The 16,801-nt window shown below is 58.8% G+C and carries 16 protein-coding genes; 10 read left to right on the top strand and 6 right to left on the bottom strand.

Going from position 1 to position 16,801, the window contains the following annotated elements:
- From hycE to hycA, 5 genes are all read right to left on the bottom strand, one after another.
- On the bottom strand, nt 1-1,710 hold the full coding sequence (hycE, locus tag CWM66_RS21900) for a formate hydrogenlyase subunit HycE (RefSeq protein WP_035890225.1): 1,710 nt from the start codon (nt 1,708-1,710) through the stop codon (nt 1-3).
- A 12-nt stretch (nt 1,711-1,722) separates the two neighbouring features.
- Nucleotides 1,723-2,649 (bottom strand): respiratory chain complex I subunit 1 family protein, encoded by a 927-nt coding sequence (locus tag CWM66_RS21895; protein WP_071921297.1) that lies wholly within the window; start codon nt 2,647-2,649, stop codon nt 1,723-1,725.
- 2 nt (nt 2,650-2,651) lie between these two features.
- Entirely contained in the window at nt 2,652-4,466 is a 1,815-nt protein-coding gene (gene hycC, locus CWM66_RS21890) for a formate hydrogenlyase subunit 3 (RefSeq protein ID WP_107147294.1), read from the bottom strand.
- Complete coding sequence (locus CWM66_RS21885; RefSeq protein ID WP_035890220.1) at nt 4,463-5,071, bottom strand: 4Fe-4S dicluster domain-containing protein; 609 nt, start codon at nt 5,069-5,071, stop codon at nt 4,463-4,465. Before CWM66_RS21885 ends, hycC begins: the two co-directional genes overlap by 4 nt.
- 95 nt (nt 5,072-5,166) lie before the next feature.
- The gene (hycA, locus tag CWM66_RS21880) at nt 5,167-5,634 is read right to left on the bottom strand and encodes a formate hydrogenlyase regulator HycA (protein ID WP_107147293.1); all 468 of its coding nucleotides are present in this window, start codon (nt 5,632-5,634) and stop codon (nt 5,167-5,169) included.
- Between the two features lie 198 nt (nt 5,635-5,832).
- On the opposite strand from hycA, the gene hypA reads away from it, so the two are divergent.
- The 7 genes from hypA to CWM66_RS21845 are packed head-to-tail and all read left to right on the top strand — an operon-like array spanning nt 5,833 to nt 12,050.
- A complete protein-coding gene (gene hypA / locus CWM66_RS21875; protein ID WP_007370508.1) occupies nt 5,833-6,180 on the top strand; it encodes a hydrogenase maturation nickel metallochaperone HypA in 348 nt (115 codons plus the stop codon).
- 3 nt (nt 6,181-6,183) lie between these two features.
- A complete protein-coding gene (hypB, locus tag CWM66_RS21870; RefSeq protein ID WP_007370507.1) occupies nt 6,184-7,056 on the top strand; it encodes a hydrogenase nickel incorporation protein HypB in 873 nt (290 codons plus the stop codon).
- The gene (locus tag CWM66_RS21865; protein ID WP_007370506.1) at nt 7,047-7,319 is read left to right on the top strand and encodes a HypC/HybG/HupF family hydrogenase formation chaperone; all 273 of its coding nucleotides are present in this window, start codon (nt 7,047-7,049) and stop codon (nt 7,317-7,319) included. The genes hypB and CWM66_RS21865 overlap by 10 nt, the downstream gene beginning before the upstream one ends.
- The gene (hypD, locus tag CWM66_RS21860; RefSeq protein WP_007370505.1) at nt 7,319-8,440 is read left to right on the top strand and encodes a hydrogenase formation protein HypD; all 1,122 of its coding nucleotides are present in this window, start codon (nt 7,319-7,321) and stop codon (nt 8,438-8,440) included. Before CWM66_RS21865 ends, hypD begins: the two co-directional genes overlap by 1 nt.
- Entirely contained in the window at nt 8,437-9,447 is a 1,011-nt protein-coding gene (gene hypE / locus CWM66_RS21855; RefSeq protein ID WP_007370504.1) for a hydrogenase expression/formation protein HypE, read from the top strand. The genes hypD and hypE overlap by 4 nt, the downstream gene beginning before the upstream one ends.
- A gap of 56 nt (nt 9,448-9,503) precedes the next feature.
- Nucleotides 9,504-11,579: a formate hydrogenlyase transcriptional activator FlhA gene (flhA, locus tag CWM66_RS21850; protein WP_007370503.1), complete on the top strand. Its 2,076-nt coding sequence runs from the start codon at nt 9,504-9,506 to the stop codon at nt 11,577-11,579.
- 42 nt (nt 11,580-11,621) lie between these two features.
- A complete protein-coding gene (locus CWM66_RS21845; RefSeq protein ID WP_007370502.1) occupies nt 11,622-12,050 on the top strand; it encodes a molybdopterin-binding protein in 429 nt (142 codons plus the stop codon).
- A gap of 108 nt (nt 12,051-12,158) precedes the next feature.
- On the opposite strand, the gene CWM66_RS21840 is transcribed toward CWM66_RS21845, so the two are convergent.
- Nucleotides 12,159-12,500 (bottom strand): nitrous oxide-stimulated promoter family protein, encoded by a 342-nt coding sequence (locus tag CWM66_RS21840; RefSeq protein WP_035890212.1) that lies wholly within the window; start codon nt 12,498-12,500, stop codon nt 12,159-12,161.
- 214 nt (nt 12,501-12,714) lie between these two features.
- Between CWM66_RS21840 and CWM66_RS21835 the strand changes: the two genes are divergently transcribed.
- The 3 genes from CWM66_RS21835 (at nt 12,715) to CWM66_RS21825 (ending at nt 16,797) form a co-directional block, all read left to right on the top strand.
- Complete coding sequence (locus CWM66_RS21835) at nt 12,715-13,629, top strand: LysR family transcriptional regulator (RefSeq protein ID WP_007370499.1); 915 nt, start codon at nt 12,715-12,717, stop codon at nt 13,627-13,629.
- A 136-nt stretch (nt 13,630-13,765) separates the two neighbouring features.
- Nucleotides 13,766-15,193 (top strand): M20 family metallopeptidase, encoded by a 1,428-nt coding sequence (locus CWM66_RS21830; protein ID WP_007370498.1) that lies wholly within the window; start codon nt 13,766-13,768, stop codon nt 15,191-15,193.
- An 11-nt stretch (nt 15,194-15,204) separates the two neighbouring features.
- Nucleotides 15,205-16,797, top strand: a complete 1,593-nt coding sequence (locus tag CWM66_RS21825) for an ABC transporter substrate-binding protein (protein ID WP_107147292.1) — start codon at nt 15,205-15,207, stop codon at nt 16,795-16,797.
- The last annotated feature ends 4 nt before the right edge of the window (nt 16,798-16,801 follow it).

Below are 16,801 nucleotides of genomic sequence, written 5' to 3'. Positions count from 1 at the left end.
CTATTTCAACGGCGAGTTTTTACGCTCGATCCCGTAACGCTCCAGCTCTTTGTACGGCACGACCTTGCTTTTTTTCTTGCGCACATCCACCACCGTCATGCGGTCGGTGCAGGAGTAGCAAGGATCGAGGCTGCCAATAATCAGCGGCGCATCAGAAACGGTGTTGCCGCGCAGCATATAGCGCAGCGTTGGCCAGTTGGCGTAGGTCGCCGCACGGCAACGCCAGCGATAGAGCTTCTGGTTGTCGCCGGTCATACTCCAGTGGATATCATCCCCGCGCGGCGCTTCGGCAAAACCAAGGGCAAAACGGTGCGGAATGTAGGTAAAGCCTTCAACCATCAGCGGGCCGCCGGGCAGATTATCCAGACCGAAATCGATCATGTTCAGCGCGGTCAGCACTTCGTTGATACGCACTTTCAGGCGGGAAATGACATCGCAACCCTGCTCGCTGTGCACGGTCATTGGCAACAGGCCGTAACCGGCAAACGGGTGATCGGCGCGGGTATCGCGGGCGTGACCGCTGGCGCGCACCATCGGGCCGACGTTACTGAAATCGCGGGCGATTTGCGGATCAAGACGGCCAATACCCACGGTGCGCTGCTCGATATTCGGCGTGCTCATCAGCACATCAACCAGCTCCATCACATCGCGGCGCATCTGCTGCGCCAGCGCGCGCGTCTGCACCATATCGTCTTTCAGCATGTCGCGGCGAATGCCGCCGATCAGGTTCAGACCGTAGGTTTTACGCGCCCCGGTAAGAATTTCCGCCATCTTCATTGACGTTTCACGCACGCGGAAAAACTGCATAAACCCGGAGTCAAAACCGACAAAGTGGCAAGCCAGACCGAGGTTTAACAGGTGCGAGTGCAGACGTTCCACTTCCAGCAGAATGGCGCGGATCATCTGCGCGCGTTCCGGCACCACGATGCCCATCGCGTTCTCTACCGAGGTGGTGTAAGCGGTACTGTGGGCAAACCCACAGATGCCGCACACGCGATCCGAGAGAAAGGTGACTTCGTTGTAACCCATGCGGGTTTCCGCCAGTTTCTCCATCCCGCGATGCACATAGAACATGCGGTAGTCGGCATCGACAATATTCTCGCCATCCACAAACAGGCGGAAGTGGCCCGGTTCATCCGACGTAACGTGCAGCGGGCCAATCGGCACCACATTGTTTTTCTTGTCGCCCAGCTCGTTGATGAATTCATAAGTTTCCGCGTCGGTGGTCGGCGCGGGGCGCTGGCGATAATCCATGCTGTCTTTACGCAGCGGATAGAGTTCGTCCGGCCAGTCATCCGGCAGCACCAGGCGGCGCTCATCCGGCAAACCGACCGGCACCAGGCCATACATATCACGCACTTCGCGCTCGCCCCACACGGCCGCAGGCACGCGCGGCGTCACGGATGGATACTCCGGTTTCAGCGCATCGACTTCAACGCGCACCGTTATCCAGCATTTGACGCCCTGCTCCATCGACAGCACGTAGTAAACGGCAAAATGACCGTTCAGCTTGCGCTCGTCGTTACCAAACAGCACCGACAGCCAGCCGCCCTGCTGGTAGTAAAGAAACTCCACCACCTCCGGCAGATAGTTCACTTTCACGGTAAGGGTGATTTGGTCTTTGGTCTGCCACGCTTCATCCAGCACTACGCCGGGAAATTTCTCGTGCAGCGCAGCCAGATAGTGTTGACCGATTTTTTCTTCAGACATGCATAAACTCTCTTAATACGTCGCCAGTAAGGAGACGAACGCTAAAAAGGCAACGCCGAACCCGGCCCAGGTGACACGTGACGTGGCAGCAAAACGCAGGCGTGCCATGCTGTTTTCAAACAGGGCAATCACCAGTACGCCAACGATTAATTTCACTACCGCCACCACCAGCGCCAGCAGCAGACCCGCCGCGCTGAAGCTGCTCATCTGCCCCCACGGCAGAAAGACGCCGACAAACATTTGCAGCACCACCAGCTGTTTTAAGCTGATCCCCCACTTCAGCAGCGCAAAGCCGCTGCCGCTGTACTCCGACAGCGGCCCTTCCTGCAACTCCTGCTCCGCTTCCGCAAGATCAAACGGCAGTTTGCCCATTTCGATAAAGGTGGCGAACGCGCAGGCGCAGAGCGCCAGAAACAGCGGGATTGAAGCCGCGCGCGGCCAGTGGTAAACGGTGTCGGTGATATGGCTGATATGAGTGGAACCCGCGACCAGCGCCGCCACCCACAAACCGAGCAGCAAAATCGGCTCGACCAGCACGCCCAGCATCGCTTCGCGGCTGGCGCCGATGCCGGTAAACGGGCTACCGGTATCCAGCCCGGCAATAGCAAAGAAGAAGCGGGCAATGGCGAACAGATAGATCAGGGTGATCAAATCGCCCAGCAAAGGCAGCGGCGAGTTAATGGTGACCACCGGCAAAGCCGTCGCAATGGTCAGCATCACGCCCACCATCACAAACGGCATCAGGCGAAACACCCAGCCGGACGCTGCAGGCGCAATACTCTGGCGGCCCAGCAATTTGACCAGGTCGCGGTACTCTTGCAGCACGCCAGGCCCACGGCGATTGTGCAACCGGGCGCGCGCCACGCGGCTGATACCGGACAGCAGCGGCGCAAAGGCAAACAGCACCAGCGCCTGCAATAACGCATACAGAAAATTCATCATCAGGCTCCTCGGGAAATCACCACAACCACCAGCACCGCCAGCTCAATCAGTGCCAGCCGACGAAACAGCAGCGGAGCCGCGTCGGTACGCCAGCCGGGCAGAATCAGCGTGGGTTCCAGCCATTTGCGCAGCTTCAACACCGGGGCAAATGCGGCTTTTACCGGCATGGCAAAACCGTGGGCGGTGATCACCATTGAGCCTTCATGATCGTAGCCGCAGACCCAGGCGCTTCCGCGGTTGCGGGACGGAAGACGATCGCCTTTAAACAGCACCATCAACAGCAGCGGCAGCAGTGGCATGGCAATCAGCAGCAGCGTGATCATCGGTTGCGACACCACCGTGTTCGCGGTATGCAGCGGCAGCGGTACGGCGGCATACAGACGCGGCAGCAGCCACGGCGCAGCAACGCCGCCAATAACGCAGCAGAGTGCCAGTACGGCCACGCTTGCGGTCATCAGCCAGGGAATAGATTGCGGGTTTTCCGCCTGCGGGGTGCGCGGCGCGCCAAGGAAGGTGACGCCATAGACTTTCGCCATACACATCACCGCCAGCGCACCGGTTATCGCCAGGCCAACGGCCAGCAGCGGCCCAATCAGTTGCAGGACAAAGTGGCCGCTACCGCTCAGGCTGAAGAAGGATTGATAAATCACCCACTCACCGGCAAAGCCATTGAGCGGCGGCAGCGCTGCCATCGCCATCAGCCCGACCAGCATCGCCTGCGAGATCAACGGCATTTTTTTGCCGATGCCGCCCAGTTTTTCGATATCGCGATAGCCGGTGCCAAACCACAGCGCACCCGCGCCAAGAAACAGCGTGCTCTTAAACAGGCTGTGGTTGAAAAGGTGATACAGACCGCCAACCAGCCCCAGCGCCATCAGCGCCGGTTGCTGCAATGCCAGCCCGGTTACGCCCGTGCCAAGGCCAAGCAAAATGATGCCGATGTTTTCCAGCGTGTGATACGCCAGCAGGCGCTGAATATTGTGCTCCATCAGCGCATACAAACCGCCGACAAAGGCGGTGATCATGCCGAATACCAGCAGCACAACGCCCCACCACAGCGGCGGCTGGCCGCCCAGCAAGGAGAAACTGAGAATGCCGAACAGCCCGACTTTCATCACCACCGTAGAAAAGAGCGCGGCGGCCGGCGCTTGCGCGCTGGCATGCGCCTGCGGCGCCCAGGCGTGCAGCGGAATAATCCCCGCCAGCAAACCAAAACCAATCACCCCCAGCAGCCAGACGCCACTGCTCAGTTGTTGCCCGCTAAGCTGAACAAAATCGAGCGTCTGATAACGCTGCCAGATAAACCAGCAGGCCAGCACCAGCAGCACCGTGCCAAGACGCCCCATGGCAAACCACAGCTTGCCAGAGGCGCTGCACCCGGTAAGAAACACCGCGCTCAGCGCCATGATTTCGCTCATCACGACCAGCTCGCCCAGATTCGCGGCGCAGACGGCGCACAGCGCGGCGGCCAGTAGCAAATTGATCAACAACCCGTTGGCTTTCACCGCGTCATGGCGGTGCCAGTGGATGTTATAGAGGCTGATAAGCAGGCCGCAGAGGCCGAAGGTGATCACCCACACGGCACGCAGGGGTGTGACCAGTAACGGGTACTGCAACAGCGTCAGGCTGCCGGAAACGGCATCAGCGCCCAGCAGCGACAACAACCCGGCGGCTGTCGCCATGGCGCTGCCGATTGCGCCGCCAAGACCGGCCAGCCAGCCGCTGAGAATTTTCGCCCGCGTAAACAGGTACGCCAGCGCAGCAGCGCAGATAAACACCGCCACCGCGCCGTTGAGCAAAGAGAGGATCGTCATTTTGCACTCCGGTTAAGCTGGGTAAACAGCGACAAATCGCCGTAGTCCGTATTCAGGGTCTGCTCGCGTTTGCGACGGCTGGCGCGGGCGATGTCGAGGTTATTGACCAGATGCAGCGCCTTGGTCGGGCACATCCGCACGCAGGCCGGGCCTTGATCATCGAAATGGCAGAGATCGCACTTCACGGCGATAGCCCGCACGCCAGGCACCCAGTCCAGCAGCGTACTGACGCGCGCAGGCGCAGGCGGCGCGGCGGGCGCGAGCGGCGAGTTAACGTTGGCCGGAATATCCAGCGGACGGCTACCGGCAAATTCGATAGCGCCAAACGGGCAGGCAATCGCGCACAGTTTGCAGCTTACGCACAGGCTTTCATTTAACTGCACCGCGCCATCGACGCGATTAATGGCATTTACCGGACAAACGCCCGCACAGGGCGCGTCTTCGCAGTGGTGGCACTGCTGCGGCGCGGATTCATGTTCATTACGCATCACGCGCAGCCGCGGCATCGACTGCAAGCCATACGCGCGGTGCGTCTCCGCGCAGGCCGCCTCGCAGGTGTGGCAGCCGATACAGAGCGCCGGGTCGGCAATTACAAAACGGTTCACCAGCTAATCCTCAGGTGATTCACCCAGTCCGGGCGGTCATTTTTGACGAAATCAGTCGCACGACGTGTCACTTCGACACATCTCGACACCCAAACTCAGGCCAGCGCAGACGCGTGCGCGCTGCTGGCAAGAAGAGAGAGATTGATGGGGGTATCGTTTTCCACCGCCGCGTACAGGCTGTCGTAAACCGTGGCGATTTTTTCCAGATAGTGCTCCAGCACTTTTTCACGATCTTGGGTGCTGATAACGCCGTCCACTTTGCCGTCGCTGGTGAGCTGCGCCTTTGCAATCAAGCGTTTATCGCTGCCATCTTTATTGGCAATCGCATATTCGATGGTATGACCATTAAAGCCGCCGGTCAGAGAGACGGTGACCGTGAAGTGGCCGAACAGCTCAAAACAGAGCTGCTGCTCTGGCGCGCAACCTATGGCATGGTGCAGGCGCGCTTTTGACAGCGTGATCCCCTGAACCAGCGCGTTGCAGTAACTGCGCCACTCCTCCTGCAGGAGATGGTGTCGCCCGGCAATGTAATCTGCCTTTTCGCTAATTTCCCAAATCGTCATGTCTGCTTACCTGATTAATTGAAACAACGGCGGTAAAGCATCATCCATGCCAACATTTAATTTATTGATTATTAAAGGAATAAATAAAAATATTCGTTAATTTCGACGTGTCATCTCGACAGGTTCGACATCGTCACAGTGTCAAAATCACTCATGGCACTCTTATTGCATTAACGCGGCAACTCATAAGGAGGGATTATGCATGAGATCACTTTGTGCCAGCGGGCGCTGGAAATTATTGAACAACAGGCCACCGCGAGCGGCGCGCGTCGGGTTACCGGCGTCTGGTTAAAAGTGGGCGCATTTTCCTGTGTCGAAACCGAAGCTTTAACGTTTTGTTTTGATCTGGTGTGCCGTGGCAGCCTGGCTGAAGGTTGTACACTGCACATCGAACAACAGCAAGCGGAGTGCTGGTGCGAGTCTTGTCGGCAGTACGTCACGCTGCTCACCCAGCGTGTTCGCCGCTGCCCACAATGCCACAGCGACCAGTTGCAGATCGTTGCCGACGATGGAATGCAAATTCAGCGCCTGGAAATTGAGGAGTAAACAATGTGTACAACATGTGGTTGTCAGGACGGTAACCTTTATATCGAGGGTGACGAACATAACCCGCACTCTGCGTTTCGCAGCGCACCGTTCGCCCCTGCTGCGCGCCCTGCGCTAACTATAACCCGCGTCAATACCCGAGAGTTCACCCCAACCCAATCGGGTAACGGCGATTTGCATTACGGTCACGGCGAAGCCGGCACCCACGCGCCGGGCATGAGCCAGCGCCGGATGCTGGAAGTGGAGATCGACGTACTGGATAAAAATAACCAGATCGCCGCCCGCAACCGCGCCCGCTTTGCCGCCCGCCAGCAACTGGTGCTGAACCTGGTCTCCAGCCCTGGCTCCGGCAAAACCACCCTGCTTACCGAAACCCTGCAGCGCCTGAATGCGCGCGTACCCTGCGCGGTGATCGAAGGGGATCAGCAAACCGTCAATGACGCCGCGCGTATTCGCGCCACCGGTACCCCGGCGATTCAGGTGAACACCGGTAAGGGTTGCCACCTGGATGCGCAGATGATTGCCGATGCTGCGCCGCGTCTGCCGCTCGACGATCGCGGCATTCTGTTTATTGAAAACGTTGGTAACCTGGTATGCCCGGCGGGCTTCGATCTGGGCGAACGCCATAAAGTGGCGGTACTGTCAGTGACTGAAGGGGAAGACAAGCCGCTGAAATATCCGCACATGTTCGCTGCCGCCTCGCTGATGCTGCTGAACAAAGTGGATCTGCTGCCGTACCTCAATTTCGATGTCGAACGCTGCATCGCCTACGCCCGTGAAGTGAACCCGCAGATTGAGATCCTGCTGGTTTCCGCCACCAAAGGCGACGGGATGGACGCCTGGCTCGACTGGCTGGAGACGCAACGATGTGCATAGGCGTACCGGGGCAAATTTGCGCCATTGACGGCCTGCAAGCCAAAGTGGACGTCTGCGGCATTCAGCGCGACGTGGATTTAACCCTGGTCGGCAGCCATGATGAACACGGCCAGCCGCGTCTCGGCCAGTGGGTGCTGGTGCATGTCGGTTTTGCCATGAGCGTGATTAACGAAGCGGAGGCGCTGGATACGCTGGCGGCGCTGCAAAACATGTTCGATGTCGAGCCGGATGTCGGCGCGCTGCTCTACGGCGAGGAGAAATAATGCGTTTTGTCGACGAATATCGCGCCCCGGAACAGGTGATGCAACTGATTGCCCATCTGCGCGAACGGGCCTCTCATCTTAGCTATACCGCCGCGCGTCCGCTGCGCATTATGGAAGTGTGCGGCGGCCATACGCACGCCATCTTTAAATTCGGCCTCGATCAGTTGCTGCCGGAAAACATCGAGTTTATCCACGGGCCGGGCTGCCCGGTGTGCGTGTTACCAATGGGGCGTATTGATACCTGCGTGGAGATCGCCAGCCATCCGGAAGTGATCTTCTGTACTTTCGGCGACGCCATTCGTGTACCGGGGAAAAAAGGCTCGCTGTTACAGGCGAAAGCGCGCGGTGCCGATGTGCGCATCGTCTATTCACCGATGGATGCGCTGGCGCTGGCGGAAAAAAATCCGCAGCGCAAAGTGGTGTTCTTCGGCCTCGGTTTCGAAACCACCATGCCCGCCACGGCCATTACGCTGCAACAGGCGAAAGCCCGCAACATCAATAACTTCTGGTTTTTCTGCCAGCACATTACGCTGATCCCAACGCTGCGCAGCCTGCTGGAGCAGCCGGATAACGGCATCGACGCTTTCCTTGCGCCCGGCCATGTCAGCATGGTGATCGGTACCGACGCGTACACCTTTATTGCCGAAGAATTTCGCCGCCCGCTGGTGGTTGCCGGGTTTGAACCACTGGATCTGTTGCAGGGCGTGGTGATGCTGGTGGAACAGAAAATCGCCGCGCAGAGCCGGGTGGAAAACCAGTACCGCCGCGTCGTACCGGATGAAGGCAACCGGCTGGCGCAGGCCGCCATTGCCGATGTGTTTGCCGTCAGCGGCGACAGCGAGTGGCGCGGGCTGGGGGTGATTGGCGAATCCGGTGTACATCTGACGCAGGCTTATCAGCAGTTTGATGCCGAAGCGCACTTTCGCCCGGCAGCGCAGCAGGTGTATGACGATCCGCGCGCCCGCTGCGGCGATGTGCTGACCGGCCGCTGCAAACCGCACCAGTGCCCGCTGTTTGGCAACACCTGTAATCCGCAAAGCGCCTTTGGTGCGCTGATGGTCTCCTCAGAAGGAGCCTGCGCAGCCTGGTATCAGTATCGCGCTCAGGAGTGTGAAGTATGAATGAAGTCCAACTCGCCCACGGCAGCGGCGGCCAGGCGATGCAACAGCTTATCAGCCAGCTCTTTATGGAGGCGTTTGCCAACCCGTGGCTGGCCGAGCAGGAAGATCAGGCGCGGCTGGATCTGGCCGCACTGGCCGCCAGCGGTGACAGGCTGGCGTTCTCCACCGACAGCTATGTGATCGATCCGCTGTTCTTTCCCGGCGGCAATATTGGCAAGCTGGCGGTGTGCGGCACCGCCAACGACATCGCCGTCAGCGGCGCGACACCGCGTTATCTCTCTTGCGGGTTTATCCTTGAAGAAGGCCTGCCGATGGCGACGCTGAAAACCGTCGTCGATAGCATGGCCGCCACCGCACGCGCGGCCGATATCGCGATTGTGACCGGCGATACCAAAGTGGTGCAGCGCGGCGCGGCGGATAAGCTATTTATCAATACCGCCGGGATTGGCGCGATTCCACGTTCGATTCGCTGGGCGGCGCAGTCGCTGCAACCGGGCGATGTACTGCTGGCAAGCGGTACGCTGGGCGATCACGGCGCAACGATTCTTAACTTGCGCGAAGGGCTGGGGCTGGACGGCGAGTTGTCCAGCGATTGCGCGGTGCTGACGCCGTTAATCGCCACCCTGCACGATCTTCCCGGCGTGAAAGCGCTGCGCGATGCCACGCGCGGCGGCGTGAATGCGGTAGTGCATGAGTTTGCCGCAGCCTGCGGCTTCGGTATCGAACTCAACGAAGCCGCGTTACCGGTGAAACCGGCGGTGCGCGGCGTTTGCGAGTTACTGGGGCTGGAAGCGCTGAACTTTGCCAACGAAGGCAAACTGGTGATTGCCGTACAGCGCGAGGCCGCAGAGCAGGCGCTGTCACGTTTACGCGCCCACCCGCTTGGCGCGGATGCCGCTATCATTGGTGAAGTTGTTGAACGTCAGGGCGTACGCCTGGCGGGGCTGTACGGCGTTAAACGCCTGTTAGATTTACCCCACGCGGAACCGTTACCGCGTATTTGCTAATTTTTTGTTTTTTATTATTTTTTTCACACCTGCGAGTGTGTTCCTGGATGAGCAATATGTCGTATACACCGATGAGCGATCTCGGACAACAGGGGTTGTTCGATATCACCCGTGTTTTGTTACAACAGCCGGATATGGCGTCACTCAGCGAAACGCTGGCCCGGCTGACCCGCCAGGCGGCACTCGCGGATAGCGCGGCGATTGTGCTGTGGCATGCAGACAGCCACAGCGCCAGCCGCTACGCCGTCAACGCCCCTGCAAACAACGCAACTTATGAGGATCATTTACTGCTGGCGAGTGGGCCAGTCAGGCACATTCTTTCCCACCCACAGGCGCTCTATTGCAGCGCAGCCACGTTTGCGGAAACCTGGCCGGCGTTGACGCAGAACCGGCTCTATCCGCCGTTTGCGCACTACTGCCTGCTGCCGCTGGCGGCGGAGGGGCAAATTTTCGGCGGCTGCGAATTTTTTCGCCATGACGGGCAACCGTGGAGCGATAAAGAGAGCGAACGCCTGCACACCCTGGCGCAAATCGTCGCCGTGGTCGCCGAGCAGCTCCAGAGCCGCGACAGTCAGACGCCGGATTATCAGCTATTGTGCCAGGAGCGGGACGATTTTCGCATTCTGGTAGCCATCACCAATGCGGTGCTCTCGCGGCTGCATATGGACGAGCTGGTCAGCGAGGTGGCGAAAGAGATCCACTACTATTTCGGCATCGACGCCATCAGCCTGGTGCTACGCGGTAGCCGCAAAGGCAAGCTGACTATCTATTCGACGCACTACAAAGATGAACTGAATCCGAAGCATGAGATTCAGGAAGCCGACGAAGAGGGAACGCTGACCGAACGGGTATTCCGCAGCAAAGAGATGCTGCTGCTCAATCTGCACGAACGCGACAAACTCGCGCCCTACGAGCGGATGCTGTTTGAAACCTGGGGCAACCAGATCCAGACGCTGTGCCTGCTGCCGCTGATGTCCGGCAAAAATCTGCTCGGCGTGCTGAAACTGGCGCAGTGCCAGAAAGAGGTGTTTACCCAGGCGAATCTCAAGCTGCTGCGCCAGATCGCCGAACGCATCGCCATTGCCGTGGATAACGCGCTGGCGTACCAGGAAATTCACCGCCTGAAGGAGCGGCTGGTGGATGAAAACCTGGCGCTGACCGAGCAGCTAAATAATGTCGATAGCGAGTTTGGCGAGATCATCGGCCGCAGCCAGGCGATGTTCAGCGTGCTGAAACAGGTTGAGATGGTGGCGCAAAGTAACAGCACGGTGCTGATCCTTGGCGAAACCGGCACCGGCAAGGAGCTGATTGCCCGTGCGATCCATAACCTCAGCGATCGCAATAGCCGCAGAATGGTGAAGATGAACTGCGCCGCCATGCCCGCCGGGCTGCTGGAAAGCGATCTCTTTGGCCATGAGCGCGGCGCGTTTACCGGTGCCAGCACCCAGCGAATTGGCCGCTTCGAGCTGGCGGATAAAAGCTCGCTGTTTCTTGATGAAGTGGGCGATATGCCGCTGGAGCTACAACCGAAGCTGCTGCGCGTATTGCAGGAGCAGGAGTTCGAGCGGCTCGGCAGTAATAAACTGATCCAGACCGATGTGCGGCTGATCGCCGCCACCAACCGCGATCTGAAACAGATGGTCGCCGATCGAGAGTTCCGCAGCGATCTTTACTACCGGCTCAATGTCTTCCCGATTCATCTGCCGCCGCTGCGCGAACGGCCGGAAGACATTCCGCTGCTGGTGAAAGCCTTCACCTTCAAAATTGCCCGCAAAATGGGCCGCAGCATCGACAGTATTCCGGCGGAAACCTTACGCGTGCTGAGCTCCATGGAGTGGCCGGGCAACGTGCGTGAGCTGGAGAACGTCATCGAACGGGCGGTACTGCTGACGCACGGCAATGTACTGCAACTTTCGCTGCCGGAAATCACCGTTCCGCCTCAGCCCGTAGCGGAGCCTGCTGAAGTGGCTCGCGAAGGCGAAGATGAGTACCAGCTGATTGTTCGTGTGCTGCGCGAAACCAACGGTGTGGTCGCCGGGCCAAAAGGCGCAGCGCAGCGGCTGGGACTTAAACGCACCACCCTGCTTTCGCGCATGAAACGTTTAGGTATCAATAAAGACGCACTATGTTAAGCTGAAAAAACATTCAACATATCCATACATAATGGAGGGTCTATGGCAGTTTCAGCGCGAAATCAATTAACAGGCAAGGTCAGTGCAACCTCTCACGGTGCCGTGAATGATGAAGTGGAACTCACTCTCGACGGCGGCGCAACGCTGGTGGCGATTGTCACCAGCAGCAGCCAGGCGGCGCTGGGGCTGACACCAGGCAAAGAGGCTATCGCGCTGATCAAAGCGCCGTGGGTGACGCTAGCGACCGAAGATAGCGGGCTGAAGTTCTCCGCCCGCAATCAGTTCGCCGGGAAAGTCACTTCGGTTACCGAAGGCGCGGTCAATGCCACGGTGCATGTGCAGACCGATGCCGGGTTTGAGCTGGTGGCGGTGGTGACTAATGAAAGTGTGCAGGATTTGCAGTTGGACAGCGGTAAACGCGTGATCGCGCTGATTAAGGCGTCGGCGATTTTGATCGCTACGCGCGCCTGAGTGCAGCCGCAGTTGCAGGCCGGATAAGGCGAAGCTGCCATCCGGCCTGCGCCGCTGGTGAACGAAATAATTCCACGATCTTCCAAAAACGCCGGACGGCAACTCAACCTATTTCCGCCGATACTTCTCCGGCAGCTCTGGCACCGGGCGTTTATCGTCAATCAAATGGCGTACCGTCAGCACCGGATGCCGCCATAACATACGCGGCCCCGCCCAGCGCATAATCTGCTTCATCTCTTCACGCTTTGCGGGCTGGTAACAGTGCACCGGGCACTGCTTACAGGCCGGTTTTTCTTCGCCGAACACGCACTTATCCAGCCGTTTTTCCGCATAAGCGAACAAATTCACATAGTGCGACTCGCTGCTAACCGCATCCGCGCAGGCACGCTGATAGAGCGCGATCATTTTGCGGATGGTCAGTTTCTCCCGCAGGATCCGTGGACCAGACATACACAATACCCATCAATTAAGATGCATTAATAATACATCTTAATATAACTCCGTTGCACCTCATTAGTGCACTTTCTGCGCAATCATGGGGGCCTCTTCCCCGGCCCTGCGCTGCAGTGCGCGTGAACGCCCGCCTGCAAGAGTGGCGCGTTTCTTGCGTAACTGACTGTTTACCCGAGGAGACGTTTTCCCATTCATTTCACAAGGTATCGCTATGGAATTGAAATGGTTCGAAGATTTTCTCAGTGTCGCCCGCAGTCTTAGCTTCACGCGCGCCGCCGATGAGCGGCACATCACCCAGTCCGCCCTTAGCCGTCGCATCCGCCAACTGGAAGAGTGGCTTGGCGTCCCGCTGTTCGATCGCAAAACCTATCCGGTCACGCTGACGCCGGAGGGAGAAGCCTTTCACGCCACCGCCAGCGAAACCGTGTTCGCCATGACCCATCTGCGTAACGATCTCAACCAGCGCTTTCGTTCCCGCACGGCGGTGTTGCGCTTTGCCATGCTCAATACCCTGTCGCTGACCTTTTTCCCGGACTGGATCCAGCGCCTGAACCTGCAACACCAGCTTGGGTATATCCGCATGTGCAACTCCAAGCCGAGCTTTGTCGAGCATATCGCCACTCTGCACAGCGGCGAAACCGATTTTCTGCTTACCTACGCCCACGATGCAGTGTCGCTGATCCGCCAGCTTGCGCCTTACCCGATGATCCATTTAGGCCGCGAATGGGCGATTCCGGTCTGCCGACCGGACAGCGGCGGGCAGCCGCTTTACCCCATCAACCCCAATGGACGCCCGATTCCGTGGCTGAGCTACGGCAGCCACTCCTTTTTCGCCCATGCGCTGGCGCAAATGCTGAGCGAACGCCCGTTGCCGCTGGAAGCGGTGTATGAAAACGGCATGTCGGCCAACCTGAAAGCGATGACGCTGGCGGGCGGTGGCGTCGCCTGGCTGCCGCTGAGCCTTGTCCACGAGGAGCTGTCAAACGGCACGCTGGTGCGCGCCGGCAGCAGCGACCAGGAGATCAAACTGGCGATCCGTCTCTATCGCCAGCCGGTGCTGCGCAACCCGCAAGCGGAACAACTTTGGCAGTTGATCCAGCAGAGCGAAACCGCCCATGCCGCCTGATGGCGGCAGACTATGCAAGAACGGAATAGCCAGTGTGAATTGCTCATTGGCCTTTTACGAACCGTTGCCCTCATTCTGGTGGTACAGCGACGTTAACGCGTGCGCATTATGCCGACCAACCAAACTGGGGAGTATCATGGAAAACAAAGCGTTAGTCTGGAAGTGGGTAGAGAACTATCAGCACGATTTCTGCGATCTCAGCGATCGTGTATGGGGTACACCAGAGATCTGCTACACCGAATACCGCTCGGTGGCCGAACATACCGCCATGCTAAAAACGCAAGGTTTCCGCGTCACTGAAAACGTCGCCGGTATTCCTACCGCCGTAATGGGCGAAGCGGGAAGCGGCGGGCCGATCATCGCTTTCCTCGGTGAATACGATGCATTGCCTGGTCTGAGCCAGGCCTCCGGCGTCGCGCACTACTCGCCGCTGCCGGGCAACGGTCATGGACACGGTTGTGGGCATAATCTGCTCGGCTCCGGCGCCATGCTGGCAGCCACCGCGCTGAAAGCCTGGCTGGAAGAGACCGGCACGCCGGGCCGCGTACGTTACTACGGTTGTCCGGCGGAAGAAGGCGGCGCGGCGAAATCCTTTATGGCGCGCGCCGGAGCTTTCGATGGTGTTGATGTGGCGATCACCTGGCACCCCAGCGCACATCATGAAGTGGCGAAACCGCTGTCGCTGGCCAATACCCGCATGGATTTCTTCTTCACTGGCCGCTCCTCCCACGCCGCCGCCTCCCCACATTTAGGCCGCAGCGCGCTCGACGCCGCAGAATTGATGAACGTGGGCGTCCAGTTTCTGCGTGAGCATGTACCGCAGGATTCCCGCATCCATTACGCGATGCTCGATTCCGGCGGCATTGCGCCAAACGTGGTGCAGGCGAAAGCAGCGGTGCGCTACGCCATTCGCGCGCGCGATGTCCACGCCATGTTTGAACTGAACGAACGCGTAAAACGTGTGGCGCAGGGCGCTGCGCTGATGACCGACACCAAAGTGGAGATCAGCATCATGAGCGCCGTCTCTAACCTGCTCGGCAACCGTCCGCTGGAAGAGGCGATGCAGCGCAATCTGGAAAGCCTTGGTACGGTGCCGTTCGACGATGCCGACATGGCCTTTGCCGCTGAAATCCAGGGCACGCTCTCCGAAGAGGAGATTGCCAGTTGCTATCGCAAAACCGGGATTAAACCCGCAAACCCGAAACCGCTCAGCGACTACATCATCCCGCTGGATACCCACGGCGAAGTGATGATTGGCTCCACCGACGTCGGCGATGTCAGTTGGGTGCTGCCGACCGTGCAGGCGCATATTCCCACCATGGCGATTGGCACGCCGGGCCACTCCTGGCAACTCACCGCACAGGGCAAGATGCCTGCCGCCCATAAAGGCCTTTCCCATGTGGCGAAAGTGATGGCTGCCACTGCCGTCGATGTGTTGACCGACAAGGTACTACTGGCGCAAGTGAAAAAAGCGCACTTCGAGCAGGTGAGCGAAAAACCGTATCACTGCCCTATCCCGGAAGAGGTGATGCCGCCCATCCAGCCACGCCCGGCCACGTTATAAGGATATCCGACATGAAATTCACCCCGATTGCCGTAGCCGTGGCGCTGACCAGCGCCGTCAGCCTTCATGCTCAGGCCGCCACGCCGCCGGATTCACTGGTGATGGCATGGAATATTGACGCCATCAGCACCTGGGACCCGGCGCAGATTGGCGAAGTGGTGACCAGCGAAATCTACGCCAACACCTGCGATGCGCTGGTCGATTTTGATGTGAAAGATGAGAAGAAACTGACCCCGGCCATGGCGAAAAGCTGGGATGTCTCGCCGGACCGCAAGACCCTTACGTTCCATTTGCAGGACAACCTGAAGTTCCCGGACGGCACGCCCGCCAGCGCAGGCGATCTGGCGTGGTCCATGCAGCGGGTGGTGAAACTCGGTTACGGTAACGCCGCGCAAATCACCGAATATGGCTTTAACAAAGAGAATGTCGACAGCCGCATTATCGCGCCGGACGACAAAACGCTGGTGATGACGCTGGATAAACCCTACCCCACCAGCCTCGTTTTACAGGCAATCGCCGCCAATAACGTCTCGTCGCTGCTCAACCGCAAAGTGGTGGAAAAAGAGGCCGTGGAGGGCGATTTCGGCCACAAATACCTCACCACGCATACTGCCTGCGTTGGCCCGTATCAACTGGTGCGCTGGAACGCCGGTGAAGGCGTGATGTTGCAGGCCACCGATCACTACTGGGGCAAAGCGCCGGTACTGAAACGTGTACTGATCCGCCACGTTGCCGAAACCGGCACGCAGCGCCTGCTGTTGACGCAGGGTGATGTGGATATTGCCCGCGATCTGTCGGCTGATGATCTGAAAACCCTGGATCAAGGCGGCAAAGTCAGGGTGGACAAAGTCCTGAAACCGCAGCTCTTTTTCTGGACCTTCAACAACGAAGATCCAATCTTCAAAAATGAAAAAGTGCGCCTCGCCATGCGCTATCTGATCGACTACGACGGCTTAGGCAAAAGCGTGATGCCTTACCTCGGTGTACCGCGCGCGAGCTTTGTGCAGCTTGGCGCGTTCGGCGCGCTGGACGAAAAGGAGGGCCAGCCGTTCAAACTCGATCTGGCGAAAGCCAAACAGCTACTCACCGAAGCCGGTTACCCAAATGGTTTTAGCGCGTCGGTCATTTTCGGCACCCTTGCCCACTCCGCGCCCATCGCGCAAAGCATTCAGCAGAATGCCTCGAAAATCGGCGTCAAGCTGACGCTGGAGCGCATGGCGAACGCCCAGTTGTTTAGCCGGGCGCGCGGACGAGAATTCCAGAGCGCGATGATGGCCTGGCAAACCTCCGTGCCGGATGCCTACGGCAACGCCTCAAGGCTGGTGTTTAACCCGGATAACCGCAAAGAGGCTCGCGCCACGCAGTATCCGAGCTGGCGCGCCGCTTACTACGACCCGCAGATGAACCAGAAAGTGGAAGCCGCCCTGCTGGAGCCGGATGACGCCAAACGCAGTGAGATGTATGCCGCATTGCAGAAAGAGGTCATGGAAAAAGGACCGATGGCGATCATGTTCCAGATGTACAACAGCGCGGGCATTAGCCCGGCGGTGAAGAACTGGACGTGGAATGGTTTTCGCGTCTGGTACGGTGACGCAAGTAAGTAATGGA

Source organism: Kosakonia sp. H7A (assembly GCF_003028445.1).
Lineage (GTDB): Bacteria > Pseudomonadota > Gammaproteobacteria > Enterobacterales > Enterobacteriaceae > Kosakonia > Kosakonia radicincitans.
Note: the sequence above shows the minus strand (reverse complement) of the source record. Positions and strands in the feature narration are given on the sequence as shown.